Below are 21,638 nucleotides of genomic sequence, written 5' to 3'. Positions count from 1 at the left end.
ATTTGAAGATTAAACTTTTAGCCTTCATTTTAAACAATTTCATTGTAATTTCAATATTGTTCAACTGAAAACTTAAGTTTTATGTAATGACAATAGTATTACAGTGTCAATTCAAAATTAGATGATAAATCCATAGACTCCCCTGTAACAGGGTCTTGAAATTGAATCCGCTTCGCTAATAACTGTAATGGATTGGAAAAATCATCATCAGTTTTATGTTGCACATTGGGATAGAACGGATCATTTTTAATCGCAATCCCTAAATAATTCAGGTGTACCCGTAATTGATGCTGTTTGCCTGTTTCTGGTTTGAGTAGATATTTAGCCCAATCTGCGTTGTGTTCTAAAATTTCAATGTGTGTTTCGCTGTTCGGTTCACCTTCCATAATTTGCATGGTGTAAAACGGCTGACCTTTATCCATCCTCAAGCGAAGTATTTGTGGCAGTTGGAGTGAAGGTTGGTAGGCAGCAATTGCGTGATAGGTTTTATGGACTTCTCGTTTGGCAAACATTTGCTGATAAATCCCACGAGTTTCTGGACGCTTGGAAAATAAAACCAAACCTGCTGTTTCGCGGTCTAAACGATGGATCGGGGTCAAATTAGCATTTCCCGTTTGGTTTTTTAATCGAACCAAGAGTGTTTCTTGCACGTATTGACCTGTTGGACTCATGGTCAGGAAATGTGGTTTATCAACAATGTATAAATCATCTGTTTCATGCAGAATTTGATGTTGAAACGGCACATGAATTTCGTGTGCTAAAAAACGGTAGTAATAAATATGTTGATTGGCAAGATAAGCACTATCTACATTTAAAATCGTACCGTCTGCCGCATAAATCAGTTGGTCTTGAAAACGTTGTTGCCACTCTTGTGCTGAGATGTGGTCAAATTGCTGACACAGATAATCATATAAGCGCTGTGGTGCAGGCCGTAACGTGGGTAAGAACAGTTTGCTGGCGGTAACACCACGAATCATTGGTGGAACAAAATTATTCGCAGTCATAAGATATCAATCACAACAGGTTGGCAGAACACAAGTGCTGTATTAAAAATGCACATTTCGTATGCGTGGCATAGGTATTAAAAGCGTTGCGATGCTATCATAATTCTACTTTTGAATCATGTTGTGAGTCATATGTCGTATTCATTTCATTTGCCCCTAAACTCTGAAGCAGATACCCAGCAACTTTCGCAAGTGATTGCTCAATATTTTACTGAGGGTGTGATTTATTTAATTGGAGATTTGGGTGCGGGAAAAACGACATTTACCCGTTTTTTAATCCAGCAGTTAGGGCATCAAGGTTCGGTGAAAAGTCCGACCTATACCTTGGTTGAGCCGTATAACATTCAAGATAAAGCAGTCTTTCACTTTGATCTCTATCGTCTGAATGATCCTTATGAGCTTGAGTTAATGGGCATTCGTGACTATCTGGATACACCACATGCATTATTCTTGTTTGAATGGCCAAGTAAAGGTGGTGAAGAAATTCCAACAGCGGACTTAACTATTGAAATTTTAAAATCTGAAGATGAGTTATCTCGTCAAGCGACTTTAAGTTTTCAATCTGAAGCGTTGTTAAAAGCGCTCGAACAGGCATTTCAACATGCATGAAGACTTTTCTACACGTCGTATTCATACTCTAGATCCAGCACTCGCCAACCAGATTGCAGCGGGTGAGGTCATTGAACGCCCAGCATCTGTCGTCAAAGAGCTGTTGGAAAACTCGATTGATGCTGGTGCTACAGAGTTGATTATTCGTGTAGAGCAAGGTGGCAGCACGCTGATTGAAATTATTGATAATGGTCGTGGGATTCATCCCGATGATTTGTCTTTGGCAGTCATGCGGCATGCCACCAGTAAAATTCAGACCGCTGAAGATTTACACGCGATTGTGAGTTTGGGTTTCCGTGGTGAAGCATTGGCATCCATTGCAGCGGTTTCGCGCCTCACTTTAACCAGTAGCCAAGTTGATGATGGTGTAGGTTATCAGGTTGAAGTGAATGGCACTGCTTTTCAACATCAAGAAATCCAAGCGGTTGCAGCATCACGTGGTACCCATATTCGGGTACAGGATTTATTTTTTAATGTACCTGCCCGCCGCAAATTTTTGAAAAAGCCAGGCACAGAATTTGGTCATATTGAAGAAATTGTACGTCGTTTAGCCTTAACACATTTTGATATTCGTTTTGTGCTAGAACATAACAACAATATTCGTTTGAATTTACCTGTTGCAGATAGTGGTGCTTTGCGTTTTCAGCGTGTGCAGCAATTATTAGGGCGTCAATTTACAGAGAATGCTTATTGGATCGATGCGGATAGCGTCAATATGCGTTTAAGTGGCTGGTTAGGGCATCCTTCAGATGCACGAGCACAAGCCGATTTGCAGTATGTTTATGTGAATGGGCGTATTGTCAAAGACAAGACCATTTCGCATGCCTTACGCATGGCTTATGACGGTATTTTGCATGGACATCAGCATTCGGCATATTTGCTGTTTTTAGAGGTTGATCCAGAAAATATCGACGTCAATGTCCATCCGACCAAGCATGAAATCCGCTTTTTAAATCAACGTGAAGTACATGAATTTGTGCGTCATTTTGCCAAAGATACTTTGGCGCAATTTCAAACTGCGAGTGCAGATTTGGCACAAGCCTTGAAAGTTGAACAAACCAGCCCAAATAATGTACAACAACCCCGCTATCAAGAGCAGTTTCAATTACATCGTGCTGTCGAGCAGACCGCTGTAGATGAACCGCAAGCAGTGCTGACTAATTTTGAATCATCACAGCCGCATACCGTGCAATATGTTGCGCAAGAATCGCGAAATTATCAGGTTAATTCGGCTCAACCTACCAATGCAGCTCTACAGAGTTATTTGGCACCGTTAAGAGTGCAGAGTCAGGTTGCTGCGGATACAATTGAAGATTTTGTAGCCACTAAAGTGGATGAACATCCACTTGGAATCGCGATTGCGCAATTACACGGGATTTATATCTTGGCGCAAAATACTGAAGGCTTAATTATTGTTGATATGCACGCAGCACATGAGCGAATTTTACTGCAACAGATGAAATCTGCTTGGGAAACCCCTGAGTTTTGGATTTCTCAGCAGTTGTTGATTCCTAAAGTGGTCAGTGTGAATCGTATGCAGGCGCTTCGAGTGGAAGATTTAAAAAATCCATTAGCACGATTAGGCTTGGAAATTGACCAGTATGGCGATGAACAAGTTATCGTTCGCGGTGTGCCAGCCATTCTACATAAAGCTGATTTCTCAGCACTGATTCCCGAATTATTGAATGATTTGGATCCAACTGATGAAGTACGCGGGCTTATGCAGAAGCGCGATCAAATCTTGGCGGGAATGGCTTGCCATGGCGCGGTACGTGCGCATCGCCTATTAAGTCTTTCTGAAATGAATGCTTTGCTTCGTCAAATGGAGCAGACCGAATTTGCGAGTCAATGTAATCATGGGCGTCCTACATGGCGTGCATTTCCATTGGCTCAGCTTGATAAACTTTTTGCTCGAGGAGAGTAAACCTAAATGTCGAATCAATTGCCTGTCATTAATTTGATGGGACCTACAGCCAGCGGTAAAACGGCTTTAGCATGTGAGTTATATGAACAGGGCAATTTCGAATTGATTTCTGTAGACTCGGCATTGGTTTATCAAGATATGGATATAGGCACTGCAAAGCCGAGTAAAGCAGAGCAGGCGCAGTATCCGCATCATCTAATCGACATCATTAGTCCATTGGAGGTCTATTCTGCCGCGCAGTTTGTAGAAGATGCCTCACGTTTAATTGATGAGATTCATGCGAAGGGTAAAACCCCAATTTTGGTTGGTGGCACCATGCTTTATTTCAAAGCTTTGCTTGAAGGATTGTCGAGTAACTTACCGAGTGCGGATTATGCGATTCGAGCAGAAATTGAAGCACAAGGTGAGCGTGAAGGCTGGGAAGCGGTATACGCATCGCTGTGCGAAGTGGATCCATTGGCAGGAGAAAAATTCAAGGTCAGTGACAAGCAGCGTATTATTCGTGCGCTAGAGGTGTTTCGGATCACAGGGCAGCCAATTACCAAACTACAGGCAGAACAGCCAAAAAATGTACCATATCGTTACACTTTTCATAATTATGCTTTGTTGCCAGATCGGTTAGAATTACATCAGCGAATTGAAAAACGCTTGGAAATTATGTGGGAAATCGGTTTTTTAAATGAGGTGGAATCACTAATTGAAAAATACGATCTAACTGATGATTTGCCTTCAATGAGATCAGTGGGTTACCGACAAGCCTTGGATTTTTTATTAAAAAGCGACAAAAGTCTCGAAAATAAGAAAGAAATGGAGGATAAAGCCCTTTTTGCGACACGACAACTTGCCAAACGTCAATATACATGGTTAAGATCTTTGCAACAGTCGCATAAATTTAAAACATATTTAACAATAAAGCAGGCTCAAGAAGACTTGCGAAACTGTTACGGATAAAGCAAAATTTACACACTGTCTTTTTTATAATTTTTAATTGAAAAATAAAGATAGTTTTTTGCGCTGATTTTTAATATTTTTTGGAGTTGTATAACATGTCTAAAGGTCAAACTTTGCAAGATCCGTTCTTGAATTCTCTCCGTAAAGAACGTATTCCTGTATCTATCTTCCTTGTTAATGGTATTAAGTTACAAGGTCATATTGAATCTTTTGACCAATATGTTGTTTTATTAAAAAATACTGTAAGCCAAATGGTTTACAAACACGCTATTTCTACGGTTGTTCCTGCTCGTAACCCACGTCCTGCTGGTGCCCCAGCTGGTGCGCAAGGTACAGGCTTTGGTGGTCAAGGTGGTGGCTTTGGTGGTGGTCAAGGCGGTGGCTTTGGCGGCGGTCAAGGTGGCGGCTTCGGTGGTCAAGGTGGCTTCGGTGGTCAAGGTGGCGGCTTCGGCGGTCAAGGTGGCTTCGGTGGTCAAGGTGGCGGCTTCGGCGGTCAAGGTGGCTTCGGCGGTCAAGGTGGCGGCTTCGGCGGTCAAGGCGGCTTCGGTGGTCAAGGTAGCTTTGATGGCGAAACTAAATTTGATGACTCTCAAGAAGACGACAACAATCGTTAATTGATATTCATGATAAAAGCCTCTCTGTTGAGAGGCTTTTTTTTGCCTAAAAGCATGAAAGAGTAATTAGGGCTTTTGAGCTTAATTGCTGATAGCGGTTAAGATGAGAATGTAAGATCGATGATTGTATTGCATGTTGCACATAAAAAAGCCAGTCATTTTGGACTGGCTTTTTGTGATAGATCTTTAAGAGGTTTTGTTGTTCTTGCGATCTAAGCTAGGATCTTTAATCTCAACAAAGGCATTGTTGCGAATTTCACGTAACCAGCTATCAAGTTCCGTATCAAATTGGCGTTCGCCCAAGATTTGACGCGCCATGCGCTCTTGATATTCCTGTGTCATATCCTGTTGACGAGTCTCGGTAACTTGCAGAACATGCCAGCCAAACTGGGTTTGGAAGGGTTCACTGATTTGTCCTACAGGTGTGCTTTTCATTTTTTCTTCAAACTGTGGAACCATCACGCCAGGGCTGACCCAACCTAAACTACCGCCATCACGTGCAGAACCTGAATCATTTGAGAAGGTTGCCGCAAGAACAGCAAAATCTTCGCCTGCTTTTAAGCGATTGTAAATGCTGTCAATCATTTGCTTGGCATTTTCAGGGCTAACCACTTCTGAGGGTTGAATCAAAATATGTCGCGTTTTGTATTGCGGGATAATCGCTTTTTGCTCAGATCCTTTACGCTCTAACAGTTTGATAATATGCACACCATCACGAGCGGCAATTAACTCGCTGGTTTGACCCACTTGTAATGGAGTCACGCGCGCTGCAAGCTCTGTTGGAATTTCTGAAAGATTTCTAAAGCCCATGTCTGCACCTTCGACTTTAGCGTCATTGGTGCTGTATTGCTTGCTAATAGCAGCAATATCATTGCTATTGTCTAAAGCGGTGCGGACTAGTTTGGCAACAGCCTCAACATTGTTTTCTCCTGATACACGGGCATGAATCACATGAACCTGACTACCTAAAGCTGCTTGGCCTTGTGGCGTTTTCAAGAAATTTGCAACATCTTGGTCACTAATTTTAATGCGTGACATGACGATCTGTTGGCGTAAACGGTTGATGGCTAAATCTTCAGCAATACGTTTGCGTAATGATTCGTATGTACCGGGCGCCATTTTATCCAATTTTTGTTGGAAAGCTTCTAAAGAGTTGCTTCCAGATTGGTTGGCAACTTTTAAGACTGCTTCATTTAAGCTCTTTTCATCTGCTTTAATGTTATAGCGTTTTACTTGCTCTAATTGAGTTTGACGTAATATCAGTTGTTCTAGTGCTTGTTGCTCAAGATACTGATCGGGCGGAACTTGGCGCTTTTGAGCTTCTAATTGGTGTTTGGTTTCAGCAACGCTTTGTTCTAAATCACTTCGTAAAATGACACTGTTGTCGACAACTGCGACAACTTCATCGGAAGTCTGTGCAAATGTCGGCATTGATGAAGAAAGGGCAATAGCGAGTGCAGTTGCCTTAAAGAATTGTTTTAACTGTTTTGTCTTCATTAACATCGTGTCCAAATTAATTAATACGATCGTAACCTAAAATTCGATTTTCAAGCATGGATGCCAGTTTGTTGTTAAAACCAGCTAAACCTTTCAGGTTGATTTCAGCCATGAAAGCTTTTTTAGGTTTAACGCTAGAATCACTTACATCATCTAAGTCGTTGTAGTAAGAACGTCCGTATAGGGAAATTCCCCAGCAGCACGATTCGTAATTCACGCCAAGCAAGTATTCACGCGCAACGTTGTTATCCATGTCATATTGAGCGTGCCCCATAATACGCCAGTTGTTATGTACTGGTTGTATAAATGATGCAACAAATTGGTCATATTTATCTTGACGATTGGTGATTTCTTTACGATAGAAATATCCGGCACTGTAGACATTGCCTTGATCACCCATATAGTAGAGTTGAACGTCACGTTGTGCATTATCTCCATTCGCCATCCATGCAGAGTTTGCGCTAAGTCGATAATGTTCAGACAATTGACTTGATAGGCTAACAATTGGACCTGTGTGTGATTCGGTGTTCAATTCATCTGTTGTGCCATCTAAGGTGACACGGCGATCATCAAAATAGAAGCTTTGACCCACGCTGGCTTTTAAACGCTCTAAACCAATATCATCAAACAGGCTATAACTTACCCCTAAAGATAAGAAATTGTTATCTTCTAAGCGGTCATGACCATAGAAGCGTTTTGAGCTGAACAGTTGGTCATAGTTAATTGAAGCACTAATGGTATCGAAGTTTGGATAATCTGATTGATTTTCATACGGTGCATAAGCATAAAACGCACGTGGAGTGATGGTTTGCAGATATTTACCATCTTTCTCGAAGGTCAAGCCGGTATCTAAGCTAAACTGCGGTACAACCACAGATTTGTTCTGGTCTGAGCTGACACTTGTGGTCTGGCTTTGTTGCGCAGTGATTGTATCTTGGTCGTAGAAGGTATTAATGCTGCGTACCGATACTTCTGGAATAACAAATGACCAAGGGTTGCGGTAATTATAACGGACAGCGAAGTCATTATAGATACGTGTGCCACTTGGTTCTGAGGTTGCTGAAGTGGTGCTGCCAATATTCTTTTTGAAATAAGCAGTATCGTTATTAAACTCGTACTGGAAACCTTGTGGATTTCCACCTTTATAGGTTAATAAAAACTGCGGTAAGCGAGCATACGGACGATCTTCATCAGAAACGGTTTTATCCAAAGTCTGGAAGTCTTCAACCTTTAACTGTGCAGTTAGTCCCGGTACACCATTTTTATAATTGAGTTCCCAAGCACGACGCAGGTTCAAGTCTGTTTTTGTATTAGGGTTGTTGTTTAAATCGGTAAAATAATCTTTATCCGATGCATAGTTATATTCTAGATTGGTTGAAAAACTGTCGTTAATTTGCCATTTGTGTAATACATGTAAATCTTTACGATCTTGATTTTCATAGCTTTCATCTGAAGGTAGGTAGCCTCCCCAGATTTTCCCTTCGCCAAAGTTTTCGGTGAGATAGCGGAACTCAGCGTCAATCATGGCACCACGATCACTCATATAGCGTGGTGTGAGTGTGGCATCATAATTCGGGGCAAGATTCAAATAGACAGGTACAGAAAACTCAATACCACCGTCATTGGTATAACCAAAACCAGGTGTTAAAATGCCTGTGGTTCTACGATCATCAATTGGAAAGTTAAAGTAGGGTACAGCCAAAACGGGTACATCTTTAACATACAATTTGGTGCCTTTGGTGACACCGCGTCCTGTTTCTTGATTTAGTTCAATGCTGTTAGCCTGAATCTTCCAAGTTGGTTTTTGTTCAGGAGGGCAGGTGCTGTAGGTCGCATTGCTTAACATCACCACATTTTCTGAGGTGCGTGCAATCTTTTCCGCATGCCCGTGAGCATGTTGTTCTTCAGCAATGTAGTAACTATTGTTTAAGTCACCTTGCTGGGTTTTTAGGTTGTAATTAATTTGATCGCTTTGTGCCAAGAGACCCGCTTGTGCCATTTGCACACGACCTTGCGCATTGGCATAAGTCTGCGTTTTATCAATGGTGATTTTATCTGCACGAATTTGTCGACCTTGTTGGTCGATCATGACATTCCCTTCAAGTACAGAGTCACCATTTGGGTCATAATGACCATAGTCAGCAGTCACAACGGAAGTTGCATTGCTTGGGTCGACAGTCGCCTGACTAGAAGCAATAGGTGTTACCCATGCACCTTGGCAATACGCACCACTCAGAGACTTGCCCTGACGTTGTTGAGCTTCTGGTGCAGATTTGTCTACATAGTATTGTTCAAAAAAGTGTTGCCCTGCATAGGCTTCTTTTATGCTTGCTTTAAGTTGGTCGTTGGTTAGGGATGAAACAGTATTAGATGTATCTGCGTATGCCGTAATCGAGCTTCCGCATAAGAGGCTGAAAATAGCAGTCGCTAAAGGATTGAATTTAAACTGATGCTTCATTTGTATCATTAACCAAGTATGCTTAATCGCAATTAATTATTGTCGCATCATAGAGAAAAAGTTGATAAGTGGCTACACTTAGCACTTTAAAAACTCAGCCTGTATTAGAATTTATCGCAAATGAATACACAACGTGAACAATTGATACAAACATGGATTACATCTGTACTTGGTTCAGATCAATTTGAAATTAATTTTTTAGCAGGCGATGCTAGCTTCCGTCGTTATGCACGAATCAATTTGAATAATAAAACATTTATGTTGATGGATGCACCTCCTGAGAAAGAAGATTGTGTACCTTTTGTGTCGATTGATGAATTTTTTGATGCACATGGCGTGCGAGTACCGCATATTGTGGCGAAGGATTTAGAGCACGGCCTGTTGTTGCTAGAAGATTTTGGCGATGTGTTGCTCTCTACACAGTTAGATGACCATACGGTTGATACGCATTATGAGCAAAGCTTTAAACAGTTGATTCAATTGCAGACGATTAATGGTGAAGGTCATTTCCCAGCATATTCTTATGAAAAGTTAATGACTGAAATGTCATTGCTCACCGATTGGTTGCTGCCAAGTTTGCAGATTCAACCGACGGATGAAGAATCTGCATTGATTAAACGGACATTTGCGATTTTAGCCAATGCTGCGTTGGCTCAACCACAAGTAATTGTGCATCGTGATTTTCATAGTCGTAATTTAATGCTTTTAGCTGGTGAGCAAGAGCAGGGTGTGATCGACTTTCAGGATGCGGTGATTGGCGCAGATACCTATGATCTGATTTCAATTACCCGTGATGCCTACGTGCAGTGGGATCCTGTACGCGTGTATGGCTGGTTTAAAGTGTTTTATGAGTTGTTGCCTGCTTCAGCAAAAGAAGGGCGCGACTTTGAACAGTTTAAGCAAGATGCAGATTTAATGGCTATTCAACGCCATATTAAAATTTTAGGCATTTTTGTGCGCTTGTTTGAGCGTGATGGTAAATCTGGCTATCTTAAAGACTTGCCACGTGTCATGTGGTATTTGTTAGAAGAAAGCAAGCCATATGCAGAATTACAACCATTTATGCAGTTTATTCAGGTTAAAGTAATGCCGAAATTTGAACAAAAATATGGCAAATACGAGGTTGTTGCTGCATGAAAGCCATGATTTTAGCTGCAGGTTTAGGGAATCGGATGCGTCCCTTAACCCTTTATAAGCCTAAGCCTTTGCTCGAAGTTGGTGGTAAGTCACTGATTGTTTGGCACATCGAAAAACTCAAAGAGATTGGCGTCACTGAAATTGTGATTAATTCTGCATGGTTGGCAGATGTGCTGATTGGTGCTTTGGGTGATGGTTCGCAGTTTGGTGTTAATATTTTGTGGACGCGCGAAGAAGAAGGTTTGGAAACCGCTGGTGGCATTATTAATGCTTTACCATTATTGGGTACAGAGCCTTTCATTTTGGTTAATGGTGATGTCTGGACGACTTTCGATTTTGCCTCATTGCTCGATGTCGAACTCAATCAGGATCTGGCACATTTGGTCTTCGTTAAGAATCCACCACAACATTTACAAGGTGATTTCACGCTGGTGAATGGACGTGCTTATACTTTTGAACAAGCGCAACAAGGCGAAGATTTGACCTATAGTGGTGTCGCGGTATTACATCCACAAATGTTTGCTGGTCTGGAAAATGGCAAGCGTCCGTTAGCACCATTGTTAAAACAGGCCATGCTGGATGGTCGTGTTGCGGCAGAAAAAATGCAGGCTTCTTGGGTCGATGTGGGTACGCCAGAGCGTTTATCTGCCCTAGATTTGCAGATTCGGCAAGGCATGTATGCTTAAGTGCATATTCACTAAGCATAAGCCACTATGACTTCATGTATAAATCGGTATACTTCACCTAACATTTTCGAGACGTTAATTGTATATGCACACGTTTTTTCAAGAACTAAAGCAGGGTAGTCAAGCTTTAGGTTTAGAGCTCAGCGAAGAGACTTTAAATTTATTACTCAAATACCAAGACGCTTTAGTTCTTTGGAATAAGGCGTATAACTTAACTGCAATCCGTGATCCTAAAGAAATGCTGGTCAAGCATTTGCTTGATAGCTTGAGTATTTTGAAGGATTTGCCTCAAGGGCGTTTGCTTGATATTGGTACAGGTGGCGGTATGCCGGGCATGATCATTGCATTATGTCAGCCTGAACGTGATTGCGTACTGTTGGATTCTAATGGTAAAAAGATTCGTTTCTTAAAACAGTTTATTGCAGACTTAAAATTAAAAAATGTGATTGCTGTGCAAACACGTGTTGAAGATGAAGATAGTATTCGTGATTTAGGACAGTTTGATGTCATTACCAGTCGAGCGTTTGCTTCACTGACTGACTTTGTAACTGCTTCCAAGCCCTATATGCATGACAAGAGCATCATTGCCTCTATGAAAGGCTTGATTCCTGAAGATGAAATTATCGCATTAAAAGATGAATACAGTTGTGAAATTATCGAGTTGAAAGTACCTCGATTAGATGAGCAACGCCATTTATTATTATTGAAACAGATTTAATTATTTCGAAGGACTGGGGTCATGGCTCAAATTATTGCGATTGCGAACCAAAAGGGTGGCGTAGGAAAGACCACAACCGCAGTTAATTTGGCAGCATCATTAGCCGTGCTGAAAAAAAGGGTTTTACTTGTGGATATGGATTCACAAGGTAATGCCACGATGGGGTCGGGCATTCAAAAGAATGACCTATTATATTCAGTTACCGATGTCCTCTTGGGTGAAGTGCCAATTGAAACAGCAATTAGCAAAGCAGAAGTGGGTTATAAAGTCCTTGGTGCAAACCGTGACTTGGCGGGTGTAGAACTTGCGATTGCCGAGCAGGAAGGTCGTGAGTTTATTTTGCGTGATGCATTGCAAAGTATCGATCATGCTTTTGATTATATTATTGTGGACTGTGCACCAAGCTTGAGTTTAATCACGGTAAATGCCTTAGCAGCGGTGCAAGGTGTGATTATTCCAATGCAGTGCGAATATTATGCACTCGAAGGTTTGGCGGACTTAACCCAAACTATCGACCGTATTCAACAGGCATTGAACCCTGACTTAGAAGTTGTGGGTGTATTGCGTACCATGTATGACGGTCGTAATGCCTTGACCCGTGATGTGTCTGCAGAACTAGAACAGTACTTTGGGAAAAAACTGTATGACTCAGTGATTCCGCGTAATGTACGTTTGGCTGAAGCACCAGCACACGGTTTACCGATTATTTATTTTGAAAAAAGTTCAAAGGGTGCAGTTGCTTACTTAAATTTAGCAGCTGAGATTTTAAAGAAAAGCAAAGTGAAGAAAGGAAGTAAAGCATGACCTTAAAAAAACGCGGACTTGCCAAAGGTCGTGGTCTGGATGCCTTGCTTGGGTCAATCCAAAAAGAAAAATTACAACTTGAAGTTCAAGCATTGGATCATGGTCAGCTGAAACAAATTGATGTCAATTTGCTTAAACGTGGTGAATATCAACCGCGTCGTTTTATTCATGAAAATGATTTACAGGAATTAGCGGCATCCATTAAAAAACATGGCGTGATGCAGCCGATTGTGATTCGTCCAATTGCGGATGAAGCATATCCTTATGAAATTATTGCGGGTGAGCGTCGCTGGCGTGCGGCTCAATTGGCGGGATTGACTGAAATTCCAGCTTTGGTGCGCGATCTGAATGATCAAGTTGCGATTGCATTGGCATTGATTGAAAACATTCAGCGTCAAGATTTAAATCCAATTGACCAAGCCTTGGCGCTACAACGCTTCCATGATGAATTTGGATTAAGCCATCAAGAAATTGCTGACACTGTGGGTAAAGCCCGCACGACTGTTAGTAATTTACTGCGTTTATTGACTTTGGCAGAGCCTGTGAAAGACATGATGCAGCAAGGCGAACTTGATATGGGGCATGCGCGTGCAATTCTAACTTTGAAAGCGAAAGAACAAATAAAAGTTGCTGAGTTAGTGATTGCAAAAAGCCTGTCTGTACGTCAAACAGAACAATTGGTGCGTGAGCTGACTGCGCCAAAAACTGAAAAAGCGAAAACGGAAGTAGCACCAGATTTACAGCAACTCACGCAGCGTTTGGCTGAGCGTTTTAGTGCTGATGTAAAAATTGACCATAATAAGCAGGGTAAAGGCAAACTGGTGATTCATTATCATTCACTCGATGAGCTGGATGGTATTTTGAATATTTGTTTAGCTGATTAATTTTTAAAATTCTTGGGGAAGAATAATGTGGGAATTAGTAAAAGCTGGTGGGTGGTTAATGATTCCACTGGTTTTATGCTCCATCTTTACAGTTGCGATTGCGATTGAACGTTTTATTCGTTTAAAGCGTTCAATGGTGTTGCCAAAAGAGCTACTGTTAAGTGGAGGACAGGATGTACAGCAGGTCGTACAACAATTACAAAATAGTCAAAACCTACAGTCGAGTAGCCTAGGGCGTATCTTAGTCTCAGGTTTGCAAAGCAGAAAACACACCGAGCAATATGCGCGCGCACAAATGGAAGCAACCGCATCTCAAGAAATTGGTTATTTGGAAAAAAATATCAATTTCTTGGGGACGTTAAGTGCGGTAGCACCGTTGTTGGGATTGTTGGGTACTGTAGTCGGGATTATTGAGTCTTTCTTGGTGATTGATATTGGTACTAATAGCAACCCAACCATGATGATTCCAGGGATTTCGAAAGCCTTAATTACTACTGCAGCGGGTATGCTGATTGCCATTCCTGCTTTATTTGCCTATCGCTATTTTCAACGTTTGGTGCAGGAATATGTTGCTGAGCTAGAACAGCAATCAACTTTATTCCATGCAGCACTTTTCTATCAAAATTCTGCTGTTGAAGAGCAAGAACTCCGTAAAGCAGGCTAAGGTGGAATATGAAATTCAAGCGTAGGCAAGTTGAAGATATTCATATTAATTTGACACCAATGATTGACTGCTTGTTGTTTATCTTGGTGTTTTTGCTGTTATCAACCACATTTAATCAATTCAGTCGCATGAATTTGACTTTGCCTGATGCGCAAGGCGTACCTCCGAAGCAATACAATCAAAAAATTGAAGTGATTGTAGACTCTTCGGGTCACTATGCTGTCAATGGGCAAGCTTTGTCGAGTAAAGAAGTTGCGGATTTAAGTACTGCAATTAAACAGATTTCTAACGAGCGACGTGATTTAATGTTTGTGATTGCTGCAGATGCCAAAGCCACTCATCAGGACGTTATTCGGGTGATGGATGTTGCAGGGCAGCTCGGTTTTGTGAATGTGAATATCAGTACCAAAGTACCATCTCGAGGTTATTAGTGAATCAGGATTTCAAGGTCTATCTACGTCTTTTAGGCTATCTAAAGCGGTTTTGGGGCGTAGCGATTTTAATCGTCATTGGTTTTGCTATTAACGCAGCAACCGAAGTGTCTATTGCAAAGTTGCTGGAAAAAATTATTACCGCCATTCAACATCGGGATCAGGGTTTTACCAATCTTATCCCATTTTTGGTGGTGTTGTTGATGTTCTTTCGTGGTGTGGGCTCATTCATTGGTGGCTATTTTACAGCGGTCATTTCGCGAAACTTGGTGTTCGATATTCGTCAGGAAGTCTTTGCTAAGCTGTTGCGATTGCCTTCGCAGTATTATCTAGACAATACCAGTGGCCACATCACTGCAAAAATTATGTATAACGTGGAACAGCTTACGGCTGCTTCCTCTGAATCTTTGAAAACGATTGTGCAGCAAGGTTTAATTACCTTGGGCTTGTTGGGTTATTTGATTTATACCAACTGGCGCCTGACCCTCATTATTCTGATTTTTGCACCTCTGATTGGTTTATTGATTCGTAAAGCCTCGAAGCGCATGCGTAAATTGTCATTACAAGTGCAAGACACCATGGGGGATGTGAATCATGTGGTGCAAGAAACGGTGAATGGTAATGTGGTGGTCAAAGGTTTTGGTGGGCAAGCTTATGAGCAAGAGCGTTTTAAAGCGACGTCTATTGAAAACCTTAAACGTGGTTTGAAAATGGTGGTGGTGCAGCAGTTGAACAGCCCTGTGGTACAGTTCATCATGTCCATCGCCATGAGTATTATCATGTGGATTGCCTTGCGCCCTGAAATTTTACGTGATACCACTGCTGGTGAATTTGTTGCTTATATTACAGCAGCAGGGATGTTGAGTAAGCCGATCAAAGCCTTGACCGATGTGAATGAGAAATTACAACGCGGTATGGCGGCTGCGCACTCAGTATTTGAATTGATTGATCTGCCTGAAGAGAAAAATACAGGGACTTTAACTCCTGTCTTAAAAGGTGATATTCAGTTTAAAGATGTAAATTTGGTTTATGCTGATGGTCATCATGCGATCCGTGATTTTAATTTGCAGGTCAAAGCGGGTGAAACGGTTGCCTTGGTTGGTCGATCAGGTGCGGGTAAAACCTCTTTGGTGAATTTGTTGCCACGTTTCCATGAGCTCAATTCAGGTCAGTTGTTACTAGATCAATATTCAATTGATGAGATTGAAGTGAACAGTTTACGTGCTCAAATAGCGATGGTGAATCAGCAGGTCGTGTTATTTAACCGTACAGTACGTGAAAATATTGCCTATGGTTTATTGCAAGATTCTACAGATGAGCAAGTGATCGCAGCGGCTAGGGCAGCTTATGCACATGACTTTATTATGGCTTTACCGCAAGGCTATGACACTCAATTGGGTGCGCAAGGCTTGAATTTATCAGGTGGTCAGCGTCAACGTATTGCGATTGCGCGTGCAATCTTAAAAAATGCGCCGATTTTAATTTTAGATGAAGCCACCAGTGCTTTAGATAATGAGTCTGAATATTTTATTCAGCGTGCATTTGATTCGGCAATGCAGGATCGAACCACCATTGTGATTGCACATCGTCTGTCGACCATTGAAAATGCAGACCGTATTGTGGTGATGGATCAAGGACGTATTGTTGAGCATGGTTCTCATGCAGAATTGATTGAAAAACGTGGCGCCTATTTCCAGTTACATCAGCGTAATTTTGAGGAAAACTAAGCAATGTCAGTTGCACAATTTATTCAGAATGCTTGGAATCGACAAGCAAAGTGGTTGATTGTGCTGCGTCCTTTGTCTTGTCTTTATCATTTTGGATTTTGGCTCAATAAAAAGCTCTATGAAAAAGGGTTAAAATCTGTATATACCGCACCAGTTCCTGTGATGATTATTGGCAACATAACCGTCGGAGGCAGTGGTAAGACTCCGTTGCTGATTCATCTGGTGAATTATTTACAAGCTGAAAATGTCAGAGTAGGTATTATTAGTCGCGGTTATGGGGGGAAGGGTCCATTTCCTGCTTATGTGGGACTGGAAGCTACCCCGGATCAAGTGGGTGATGAGCCATGTCTGATTGTGCAATCTACAGGTGCTCCCATGGTGGTTGGGTCCAATCGCCAGCATAGCATTGAATTGCTTTTAGCAAAGCATGCGTTGGATCTCATTATCAGTGATGATGGTTTGCAACATCATGCGCTTGCACGCCAGCTGGAATGGATTGTACTGGATCGTAATCGTGGTTTGGGGAATGAAAAACTCTTACCAGAAGGTTATTTGCGAGAACCGAAAAGTCGATTAGATTCGGGAACGGTCATTGAACATGCGGCTCAACCAGAATCAGAGTTGAATATGCATTTAGAGGTGGCACAGCCATACTTGCTGAATGCATTAGAAGCTAGCCCTTTCGAGCCTGAACAAGATTTTTATGCCGTTGTTGGCATCGGTTTTCCACAACGTTTTTACCGCACGCTGGAATCTATTGGCATCAAGCAATTTCAGTGTCACGAATTTCCTGATCATCATGATTATGAATTAACAGATTTGCAGTTTGAGGATACCAATCCCATTATTACCACGGAGAAAGATGCCGTTAAACTGCTGCCTATATTAAAACAACATCCAGATTTTAATCGTGAAATTTGGGTGGTTCCAGTTGAAGCTGTACTTTCAAGTGCATGTTATCGAGTGCTCAATCAGCAGTTAGCTGATTTAGGCATTCATATTGAATAAGAGTGAATTATGAAACATATCGTCATTCCTGCGCGTTTTGCCAGCTCAAGATTACCTGGTAAACCATTGTTAGAAGTTCATGGTCGCCCAATGATATTGCGTGTCGTTGATCAAGCAAAAAAAGTACAAGGCTTTGATGATTTATGTGTGGCGACGGACGATGCACGCATCGCTGAAATTTGCTGTGCTGAAGGTGTGGATGTGGTGCTCACCAGTGCAGATCATCCATCAGGTACGGATCGTTTAAGCGAAGTTGCACGCCTTAAAGGTTGGGATAAAGATGATATTATTGTCAATGTTCAGGGGGATGAGCCTTTATTGCCAGCAACTTTGGTGAAGCAAGTAGCGGAGCTTTTGGTCGCGCAGTCTGACTGCTCAATGTCGACACTGTGCGAACCGATTCATAGCATGGAAGAATTCCAGCGTGACAGCATTGTGAAGGTGGTGAAGTCGAAGTTTAATCAAGCCCTTTATTTTAGTCGTGCGACCATTCCTTATGACCGTGATGGTGCCAAACTTGCCAATCCAGCACTACATAATCAAGCTTATCGTCATTTGGGTTTATACGCTTACCGCGTCAGCTTATTACAAGAATATGTGACTTGGGAGATGGGTGTGTTGGAAAAGCTTGAAAGTCTTGAGCAGTTGCGTGTACTAGAAAATGGACATCGTATTGCAATTGCGGTTGCTGAAGCTAATTTGCCACCTGGGGTGGATACTCAGGAAGATCTTGATCGCTTAAATGCCATGGATGTTGCGCATTTTGAATAAGATAGATTGATGATGCAGACAGAACTTCAACCACAAATTTTTCCATGGCAGCAAAATGTATGGGACACCTTAACAGGGCGTTTCCCACAGATGGGGCATGGTTTATTGTTTTATGGCAAAAAGGGCTGTGGTAAAGAAGCCTTTACCCAGTATTTTTTGGCATGGATTTTGTGCCAACAACGCCATTTACGTAATGCGCCCTGTGGAGAATGCGGGAGTTGTCAGTGGTTGAAATCTGATACGCATCCGAATTATGTGTATATCTCGACAGATGAAGACAATAAAAAGCAAAACGCCAAAATCAAAATTGAAAAAATTCGTGATTTATTGCCTTTTGTGCAGCAAACAGTCGATGGTTGGCGGGTGATTGTGATTGAGCCAGCAGAAGCGTTAAATACGGCTTCTGCAAACGCATTGCTGAAGACGCTCGAAGAACCAGGTGATCGAGTAGTGATTATTCTTCTGGCAGAACACTATCTTAAATTACCAGCCACTATACGTAGTCGATTACAACATTTTGCACTTGATCGAATCAGTGCTGAACAGACTCAGAATTATTTATCAGCGCATATGGCTGCTGAGCTCACGTCAACACAATTTCAGTTGTTGCTGAATTTATCTAATGATATGCCGCTTCAAGCACTCGAACTTGCGCAGAATGATTGGCTGAATTTACGTCAAGACTTTTTAAATGATTGGCAAAAATTGGTCACAGATAAAAATATGCCAATCGCAATTGCGACTAAATGGCAGAAGGCGTTGGCATTTGATGATTTTAGTCGTATGTATGAGTACTTGTTGGCTGACCTGATTTGTGTCAAGCTGAACCAGCCCATTAAAAATATTGATTTGCAGTTGGCTCAGCTGGCAGAGCACTATTCTTTAGAAAAGCTTTTTGATTTATATTCAGATTTACAACAGTCCAAACAGTTTATCGAGCAAAACGTACAAACAAATCTAGTACTTGATCAACTGTGTATAAAACTAATGAATGTTTAAAGGGGAAATACAATGCAACCACGTATGGGCGGTATTATTCATGCAAATATCTCGGATAAGGAAACACTGTACAAATCGTACATGCCTTATGTTGCAGGTGGTGGTTTATTTATTCCTTCAAAGCAAGCAGTCAAGTTGGGTGATGAGGTTTTTGTATTGACCACATTGCCTGATCAGTCTCAAAAAATTCCCTTAACTGGTAAAGTGATCTGGATTTCACAAAAGCAGAATGGTATTAAGCCACAAGGTTTCGGTATACAGCTTGTGGGGGAGAAAGGGGTTTACTTTAAATCTGAGGCAGAAAAACTTCTCGCAGGCTTTAAAGCCGAAGGTCGTTATAGTTACACCATGTAATTGGATTGGAAATAGGAAAAAAATGTGTTTGTAGATACTCATTGTCATTTAACCATGCTGGATCTGACTCCTTATGGGGGAAATTTAGATTTGGCTTTGGCGCAAGCGCGAGAAGCTGGCGTTACAAAATTCATGAGTATCTCGGTCGATCTGGATGATCATATTGCTTTGGCTGAAATTGCTGTGCGCCATGCAGATGTGGGGTATACCGTTGGTGTGCATCCTTGTGAGGATGCCGCTACCATGGCAAGAGCAACAACAGAGTATTTGGTAGAGCTGGCTCAGGCAGATAAGGTTTGGGCATTGGGTGAAACTGGTCTAGATTACTTCCACAGTACTGATTTTATTCAGGAGCAAAAAGCATGTTTTGCTCGACATATTCACGCTTCGCAAATCGTGAAAAAACCTGTTGTGGTACATACCCGTTCAGCTAAGCATGATACGGTAGATATCATTCGTGCAGAAAAATCAACGCATGGGATTTTGCATTGTTTTACTGAAGACTGGGAAACAGCCAAAGCTGTGTTAGATTGCGGTTATTATGTATCGTTCTCGGGCATTGTGTCGTTTAAAAATGCACAAGATTTAAGAGATGTGGCCAAGCAGGTGCCATTAGATCGAGTATTGATTGAAACAGATAGTCCGTATCTTGCGCCAGTGCCATATCGCGGTAAAACAAATGAGCCAAAATACGTGCCATATGTAGCCAAAGCTTTGGCTGATGTATATGATAAGTCGCTGGAAGAAATGGCATTAATCACAACACAGAATTTTGAAAACTTGCTGCAATTAAAGTAATAGACTGTGTGGTTTTAGACTGAATATAAGAATTGAAGAGAGTGTAGAGTGAAGATGGATCGTCAAGCTCAGTTTCGAGCAAGAGAAACCCTAATTTTTCAAGTGGCTGAGCAATTGTTGCTAGAAAATGGCGAATCAGGTATGACACTCGATGCTCTGGCGGCAGAGCTGGACTTGGCGAAGGGTACTCTCTATAAGCACTTTCAAAGTAAAGATGAACTCTACATGCTGTTGATTATTCGTAATGAACGTATGTTGCTTGAAATGATTATGGATTCAGAGAAGGCTTTTCCAGAACATTTGGCTTTCTTTATGTTACATCATCTGCATCATCCTGAGCGGACGGTGCTGTTCCATCAAATTGAAGAGCGTCTGTCCATTACAGGTCAGGGCATCCAGCATTTATTCAGTGAGTTGTATAAAGTCAGACGTCACCGTTTACGCCTTATTATCAACATGACTGAAACATATCTGGCTTCAATTCATAGCTCAATGTCGGTACGTGATTATTTGGCTTCAATTTGGTCATTAACTCATGGTGCAGCGGCAATCTTAAATTCAAGTTTCTATCAGCGTTATTTAGGTTCGCGAGATACATTGCGTGTGGCGTATATCGACCAAGCACTTGCTTTGCCTAAGCAAGTAACTGCTTAAAATAAAGATCAAGCTATGATTATCCATCATCAAGCTTCAAATCGCGGTTTTACTCTGATTGAAGTGATGGTAGTCATTGTGGTCATTGCGATTGTGACCTCATTAATTATGATGAACTTTGGCGGGATTGATCAGCGTAAAGCAATGCAAGCCCGCGAAATATTCTTAATGAATCTACAGCGTATTTCCCATGAAGCAAACGATCAATCACGGGTTTTGGCTTTAAATATACAGCCAGCAACAGATGTCAGTCCTTTTCGATATGCAGTTGTAGAATATCAACAAAACTATTCAAATCAACAGATTGGTACTGAGCGAACTCCTTCATCCAATCAGTCTACATGGGCTGAGTATTCAGGATTTAAAGTCCAGCCTTTACCCGATGATGTGAGTTTTCAAATTCAGTCGACTGATTATCAATATGATAATGCCCAAAATTCAGCTTTATTGAACAGTCAAGCTCCGCAGTTAATTTGGTTGGGCAATGGTGAAGTTAAGCCGGTGCGAATTCAGTTCTATTTCTCCCAGCAGCCGCTTGGAGCTGAAATCGAAATTGACCATTTAGGTAAAATAAATGAAATCTAAAGGGTTTACATTGTTGGAAGTCATGGTTGCGCTGGCAATATTTGCAACCGCTGCAATGGCTTTAACCAAAGTGGCGATGCAATATTCACAGGCAACTGCTCAGGCAATTTTACGTACCAAAGCACAATTTGTGGCACAAAATGAAATCGCCAAAATGCAAATTAAAGGTGAATGGCTGGAAGGAACGCAATCTGAACAGTTGTCGCAACAAGGTGAGCACTGGCAGGTTGAAAAAAGTGCGCAATCGACCATGAGTCCAAATGTACAACGGGTCGAAATACAGGTGCGTTTATTTAATACAGAAACGGGTAAGGCTGTATCAGGTGTTACGCATTTGGTCTTTTTTAATAATAGAACATGA

23 protein-coding genes are annotated in these 21,638 nt (G+C 41.6%); 20 read left to right on the top strand and 3 right to left on the bottom strand.

What is annotated here, in order from left to right; all coding sequences use genetic code 11:
* Nucleotides 1-98 precede the first annotated feature (98 nt).
* On the bottom strand, nt 99-1,004 hold the full coding sequence (locus GWK51_RS13415; RefSeq protein ID WP_161934090.1) for an RluA family pseudouridine synthase: 906 nt from the start codon (nt 1,002-1,004) through the stop codon (nt 99-101).
* Nucleotides 1,005-1,136: 132 nt separating this feature from the next.
* Between GWK51_RS13415 and tsaE the strand changes: the two genes are divergently transcribed.
* The 4 genes from tsaE (at nt 1,137) to hfq (ending at nt 5,102) form a co-directional block, all read left to right on the top strand.
* Complete coding sequence (gene tsaE / locus GWK51_RS13410; RefSeq protein ID WP_161934089.1) at nt 1,137-1,613, top strand: tRNA (adenosine(37)-N6)-threonylcarbamoyltransferase complex ATPase subunit type 1 TsaE; 477 nt, start codon at nt 1,137-1,139, stop codon at nt 1,611-1,613.
* Nucleotides 1,606-3,537: a DNA mismatch repair endonuclease MutL gene (mutL, locus tag GWK51_RS13405; protein ID WP_161934088.1), complete on the top strand. Its 1,932-nt coding sequence runs from the start codon at nt 1,606-1,608 to the stop codon at nt 3,535-3,537. Before tsaE ends, mutL begins: the two co-directional genes overlap by 8 nt.
* A gap of 6 nt (nt 3,538-3,543) precedes the next feature.
* Nucleotides 3,544-4,488, top strand: a complete 945-nt coding sequence (miaA, locus tag GWK51_RS13400; RefSeq protein ID WP_161934087.1) for a tRNA (adenosine(37)-N6)-dimethylallyltransferase MiaA — start codon at nt 3,544-3,546, stop codon at nt 4,486-4,488.
* Nucleotides 4,489-4,583: 95 nt separating this feature from the next.
* On the top strand, nt 4,584-5,102 hold the full coding sequence (hfq, locus tag GWK51_RS13395; RefSeq protein ID WP_142768940.1) for an RNA chaperone Hfq: 519 nt from the start codon (nt 4,584-4,586) through the stop codon (nt 5,100-5,102).
* Between the two features lie 186 nt (nt 5,103-5,288).
* Here hfq and GWK51_RS13390 read toward each other — a convergent pair whose 3' ends face one another.
* Nucleotides 5,289-6,599, bottom strand: coding sequence for a peptidylprolyl isomerase (locus tag GWK51_RS13390; RefSeq protein WP_161934085.1), 1,311 nt, complete (start codon nt 6,597-6,599; stop codon nt 5,289-5,291).
* 16 nt (nt 6,600-6,615) lie between these two features.
* A complete protein-coding gene (locus tag GWK51_RS13385; RefSeq protein ID WP_161934084.1) occupies nt 6,616-9,057 on the bottom strand; it encodes an LPS-assembly protein LptD in 2,442 nt (813 codons plus the stop codon).
* A 120-nt stretch (nt 9,058-9,177) separates the two neighbouring features.
* Here GWK51_RS13385 and GWK51_RS13380 point away from each other — a divergent pair, with 120 nt between their 5' ends.
* The 16 genes from GWK51_RS13380 to gspI all read left to right on the top strand — a co-directional run bounded on the left by GWK51_RS13380 (nt 9,178) and on the right by gspI (nt 21,638).
* Complete coding sequence (locus GWK51_RS13380; protein WP_161934083.1) at nt 9,178-10,194, top strand: aminoglycoside phosphotransferase family protein; 1,017 nt, start codon at nt 9,178-9,180, stop codon at nt 10,192-10,194.
* Complete coding sequence (murU, locus tag GWK51_RS13375) at nt 10,191-10,880, top strand: N-acetylmuramate alpha-1-phosphate uridylyltransferase MurU (protein WP_161934082.1); 690 nt, start codon at nt 10,191-10,193, stop codon at nt 10,878-10,880. Before GWK51_RS13380 ends, murU begins: the two co-directional genes overlap by 4 nt.
* 85 nt (nt 10,881-10,965) lie before the next feature.
* Nucleotides 10,966-11,598, top strand: a complete 633-nt coding sequence (rsmG, locus tag GWK51_RS13370) for a 16S rRNA (guanine(527)-N(7))-methyltransferase RsmG (RefSeq protein ID WP_100242406.1) — start codon at nt 10,966-10,968, stop codon at nt 11,596-11,598.
* 21 nt (nt 11,599-11,619) lie between these two features.
* Nucleotides 11,620-12,402, top strand: a complete 783-nt coding sequence (locus GWK51_RS13365; protein WP_100242407.1) for a ParA family protein — start codon at nt 11,620-11,622, stop codon at nt 12,400-12,402.
* Nucleotides 12,399-13,286, top strand: a complete 888-nt coding sequence (locus tag GWK51_RS13360; protein WP_100242408.1) for a ParB/RepB/Spo0J family partition protein — start codon at nt 12,399-12,401, stop codon at nt 13,284-13,286. The genes GWK51_RS13365 and GWK51_RS13360 overlap by 4 nt, the downstream gene beginning before the upstream one ends.
* Before the next feature lie 25 nt (nt 13,287-13,311).
* Nucleotides 13,312-13,950 (top strand): MotA/TolQ/ExbB proton channel family protein, encoded by a 639-nt coding sequence (locus GWK51_RS13355; protein ID WP_161934081.1) that lies wholly within the window; start codon nt 13,312-13,314, stop codon nt 13,948-13,950.
* A gap of 8 nt (nt 13,951-13,958) precedes the next feature.
* Complete coding sequence (locus tag GWK51_RS13350; RefSeq protein WP_142768934.1) at nt 13,959-14,381, top strand: ExbD/TolR family protein; 423 nt, start codon at nt 13,959-13,961, stop codon at nt 14,379-14,381.
* Nucleotides 14,381-16,108 (top strand): lipid A export permease/ATP-binding protein MsbA, encoded by a 1,728-nt coding sequence (gene msbA / locus GWK51_RS13345; protein ID WP_161934080.1) that lies wholly within the window; start codon nt 14,381-14,383, stop codon nt 16,106-16,108. Before GWK51_RS13350 ends, msbA begins: the two co-directional genes overlap by 1 nt.
* A gap of 3 nt (nt 16,109-16,111) precedes the next feature.
* Nucleotides 16,112-17,116 (top strand): tetraacyldisaccharide 4'-kinase, encoded by a 1,005-nt coding sequence (lpxK, locus tag GWK51_RS13340; RefSeq protein WP_161934079.1) that lies wholly within the window; start codon nt 16,112-16,114, stop codon nt 17,114-17,116.
* Between the two features lie 9 nt (nt 17,117-17,125).
* Nucleotides 17,126-17,887 carry a 3-deoxy-manno-octulosonate cytidylyltransferase gene (gene kdsB, locus GWK51_RS13335; protein ID WP_161934078.1) on the top strand — a complete coding sequence of 254 codons (762 nt, stop codon included), beginning with the start codon at nt 17,126-17,128 and terminating at the stop codon, nt 17,885-17,887.
* Nucleotides 17,888-17,899: 12 nt separating this feature from the next.
* The gene (locus GWK51_RS13330; RefSeq protein ID WP_161934139.1) at nt 17,900-18,886 is read left to right on the top strand and encodes a DNA polymerase III subunit delta'; all 987 of its coding nucleotides are present in this window, start codon (nt 17,900-17,902) and stop codon (nt 18,884-18,886) included.
* Between the two features lie 12 nt (nt 18,887-18,898).
* Nucleotides 18,899-19,240 (top strand): PilZ domain-containing protein, encoded by a 342-nt coding sequence (locus tag GWK51_RS13325; RefSeq protein ID WP_100242414.1) that lies wholly within the window; start codon nt 18,899-18,901, stop codon nt 19,238-19,240.
* 24 nt (nt 19,241-19,264) lie between these two features.
* Nucleotides 19,265-20,038 carry a TatD family hydrolase gene (locus GWK51_RS13320; protein ID WP_161934077.1) on the top strand — a complete coding sequence of 258 codons (774 nt, stop codon included), beginning with the start codon at nt 19,265-19,267 and terminating at the stop codon, nt 20,036-20,038.
* A 54-nt stretch (nt 20,039-20,092) separates the two neighbouring features.
* Nucleotides 20,093-20,692 carry a TetR/AcrR family transcriptional regulator gene (locus tag GWK51_RS13315; RefSeq protein WP_142768928.1) on the top strand — a complete coding sequence of 200 codons (600 nt, stop codon included), beginning with the start codon at nt 20,093-20,095 and terminating at the stop codon, nt 20,690-20,692.
* 15 nt (nt 20,693-20,707) lie between these two features.
* A complete protein-coding gene (locus tag GWK51_RS13310) occupies nt 20,708-21,277 on the top strand; it encodes a prepilin-type N-terminal cleavage/methylation domain-containing protein (RefSeq protein ID WP_161934076.1) in 570 nt (189 codons plus the stop codon).
* Nucleotides 21,267-21,638: a type II secretion system minor pseudopilin GspI gene (gspI, locus tag GWK51_RS13305; protein ID WP_161934075.1), complete on the top strand. Its 372-nt coding sequence runs from the start codon at nt 21,267-21,269 to the stop codon at nt 21,636-21,638. Before GWK51_RS13310 ends, gspI begins: the two co-directional genes overlap by 11 nt.

The sequence above is a fragment of the Acinetobacter kanungonis genome (genome assembly GCF_009939195.1).
Classification (GTDB): domain Bacteria; phylum Pseudomonadota; class Gammaproteobacteria; order Pseudomonadales; family Moraxellaceae; genus Acinetobacter; species Acinetobacter kanungonis.
Note: the sequence above shows the minus strand (reverse complement) of the source record. Positions and strands in the feature narration are given on the sequence as shown.

Excerpts from the sequence above, each read along its gene's own strand:
- GWK51_RS13415 (WP_161934090.1), bottom strand. The coding sequence starts at position 1,004 with ATGACTGCGAATAATTTTGTTCCACCAATGATTCGTGGTGTTACCGCC.
- tsaE (WP_161934089.1), top strand. The coding sequence starts at position 1,137 with ATGTCGTATTCATTTCATTTGCCCCTAAACTCTGAAGCAGATACCCAG.
- mutL (WP_161934088.1), top strand. The coding sequence starts at position 1,606 with ATGCATGAAGACTTTTCTACACGTCGTATTCATACTCTAGATCCAGCA.
- miaA (WP_161934087.1), top strand. The coding sequence starts at position 3,544 with ATGTCGAATCAATTGCCTGTCATTAATTTGATGGGACCTACAGCCAGC.
- hfq (WP_142768940.1), top strand. The coding sequence starts at position 4,584 with ATGTCTAAAGGTCAAACTTTGCAAGATCCGTTCTTGAATTCTCTCCGT.
- GWK51_RS13390 (WP_161934085.1), bottom strand. The coding sequence starts at position 6,599 with ATGAAGACAAAACAGTTAAAACAATTCTTTAAGGCAACTGCACTCGCT.
- GWK51_RS13385 (WP_161934084.1), bottom strand. The coding sequence starts at position 9,057 with ATGAAGCATCAGTTTAAATTCAATCCTTTAGCGACTGCTATTTTCAGC.
- GWK51_RS13380 (WP_161934083.1), top strand. The coding sequence starts at position 9,178 with ATGAATACACAACGTGAACAATTGATACAAACATGGATTACATCTGTA.
- murU (WP_161934082.1), top strand. The coding sequence starts at position 10,191 with ATGAAAGCCATGATTTTAGCTGCAGGTTTAGGGAATCGGATGCGTCCC.
- rsmG (WP_100242406.1), top strand. The coding sequence starts at position 10,966 with ATGCACACGTTTTTTCAAGAACTAAAGCAGGGTAGTCAAGCTTTAGGT.
- GWK51_RS13365 (WP_100242407.1), top strand. The coding sequence starts at position 11,620 with ATGGCTCAAATTATTGCGATTGCGAACCAAAAGGGTGGCGTAGGAAAG.
- GWK51_RS13360 (WP_100242408.1), top strand. The coding sequence starts at position 12,399 with ATGACCTTAAAAAAACGCGGACTTGCCAAAGGTCGTGGTCTGGATGCC.
- GWK51_RS13355 (WP_161934081.1), top strand. The coding sequence starts at position 13,312 with ATGTGGGAATTAGTAAAAGCTGGTGGGTGGTTAATGATTCCACTGGTT.
- GWK51_RS13350 (WP_142768934.1), top strand. The coding sequence starts at position 13,959 with ATGAAATTCAAGCGTAGGCAAGTTGAAGATATTCATATTAATTTGACA.
- lpxK (WP_161934079.1), top strand. The coding sequence starts at position 16,112 with ATGTCAGTTGCACAATTTATTCAGAATGCTTGGAATCGACAAGCAAAG.
- kdsB (WP_161934078.1), top strand. The coding sequence starts at position 17,126 with ATGAAACATATCGTCATTCCTGCGCGTTTTGCCAGCTCAAGATTACCT.
- GWK51_RS13330 (WP_161934139.1), top strand. The coding sequence starts at position 17,900 with ATGCAGACAGAACTTCAACCACAAATTTTTCCATGGCAGCAAAATGTA.
- GWK51_RS13325 (WP_100242414.1), top strand. The coding sequence starts at position 18,899 with ATGCAACCACGTATGGGCGGTATTATTCATGCAAATATCTCGGATAAG.
- GWK51_RS13315 (WP_142768928.1), top strand. The coding sequence starts at position 20,093 with ATGGATCGTCAAGCTCAGTTTCGAGCAAGAGAAACCCTAATTTTTCAA.
- GWK51_RS13310 (WP_161934076.1), top strand. The coding sequence starts at position 20,708 with ATGATTATCCATCATCAAGCTTCAAATCGCGGTTTTACTCTGATTGAA.
- gspI (WP_161934075.1), top strand. The coding sequence starts at position 21,267 with ATGAAATCTAAAGGGTTTACATTGTTGGAAGTCATGGTTGCGCTGGCA.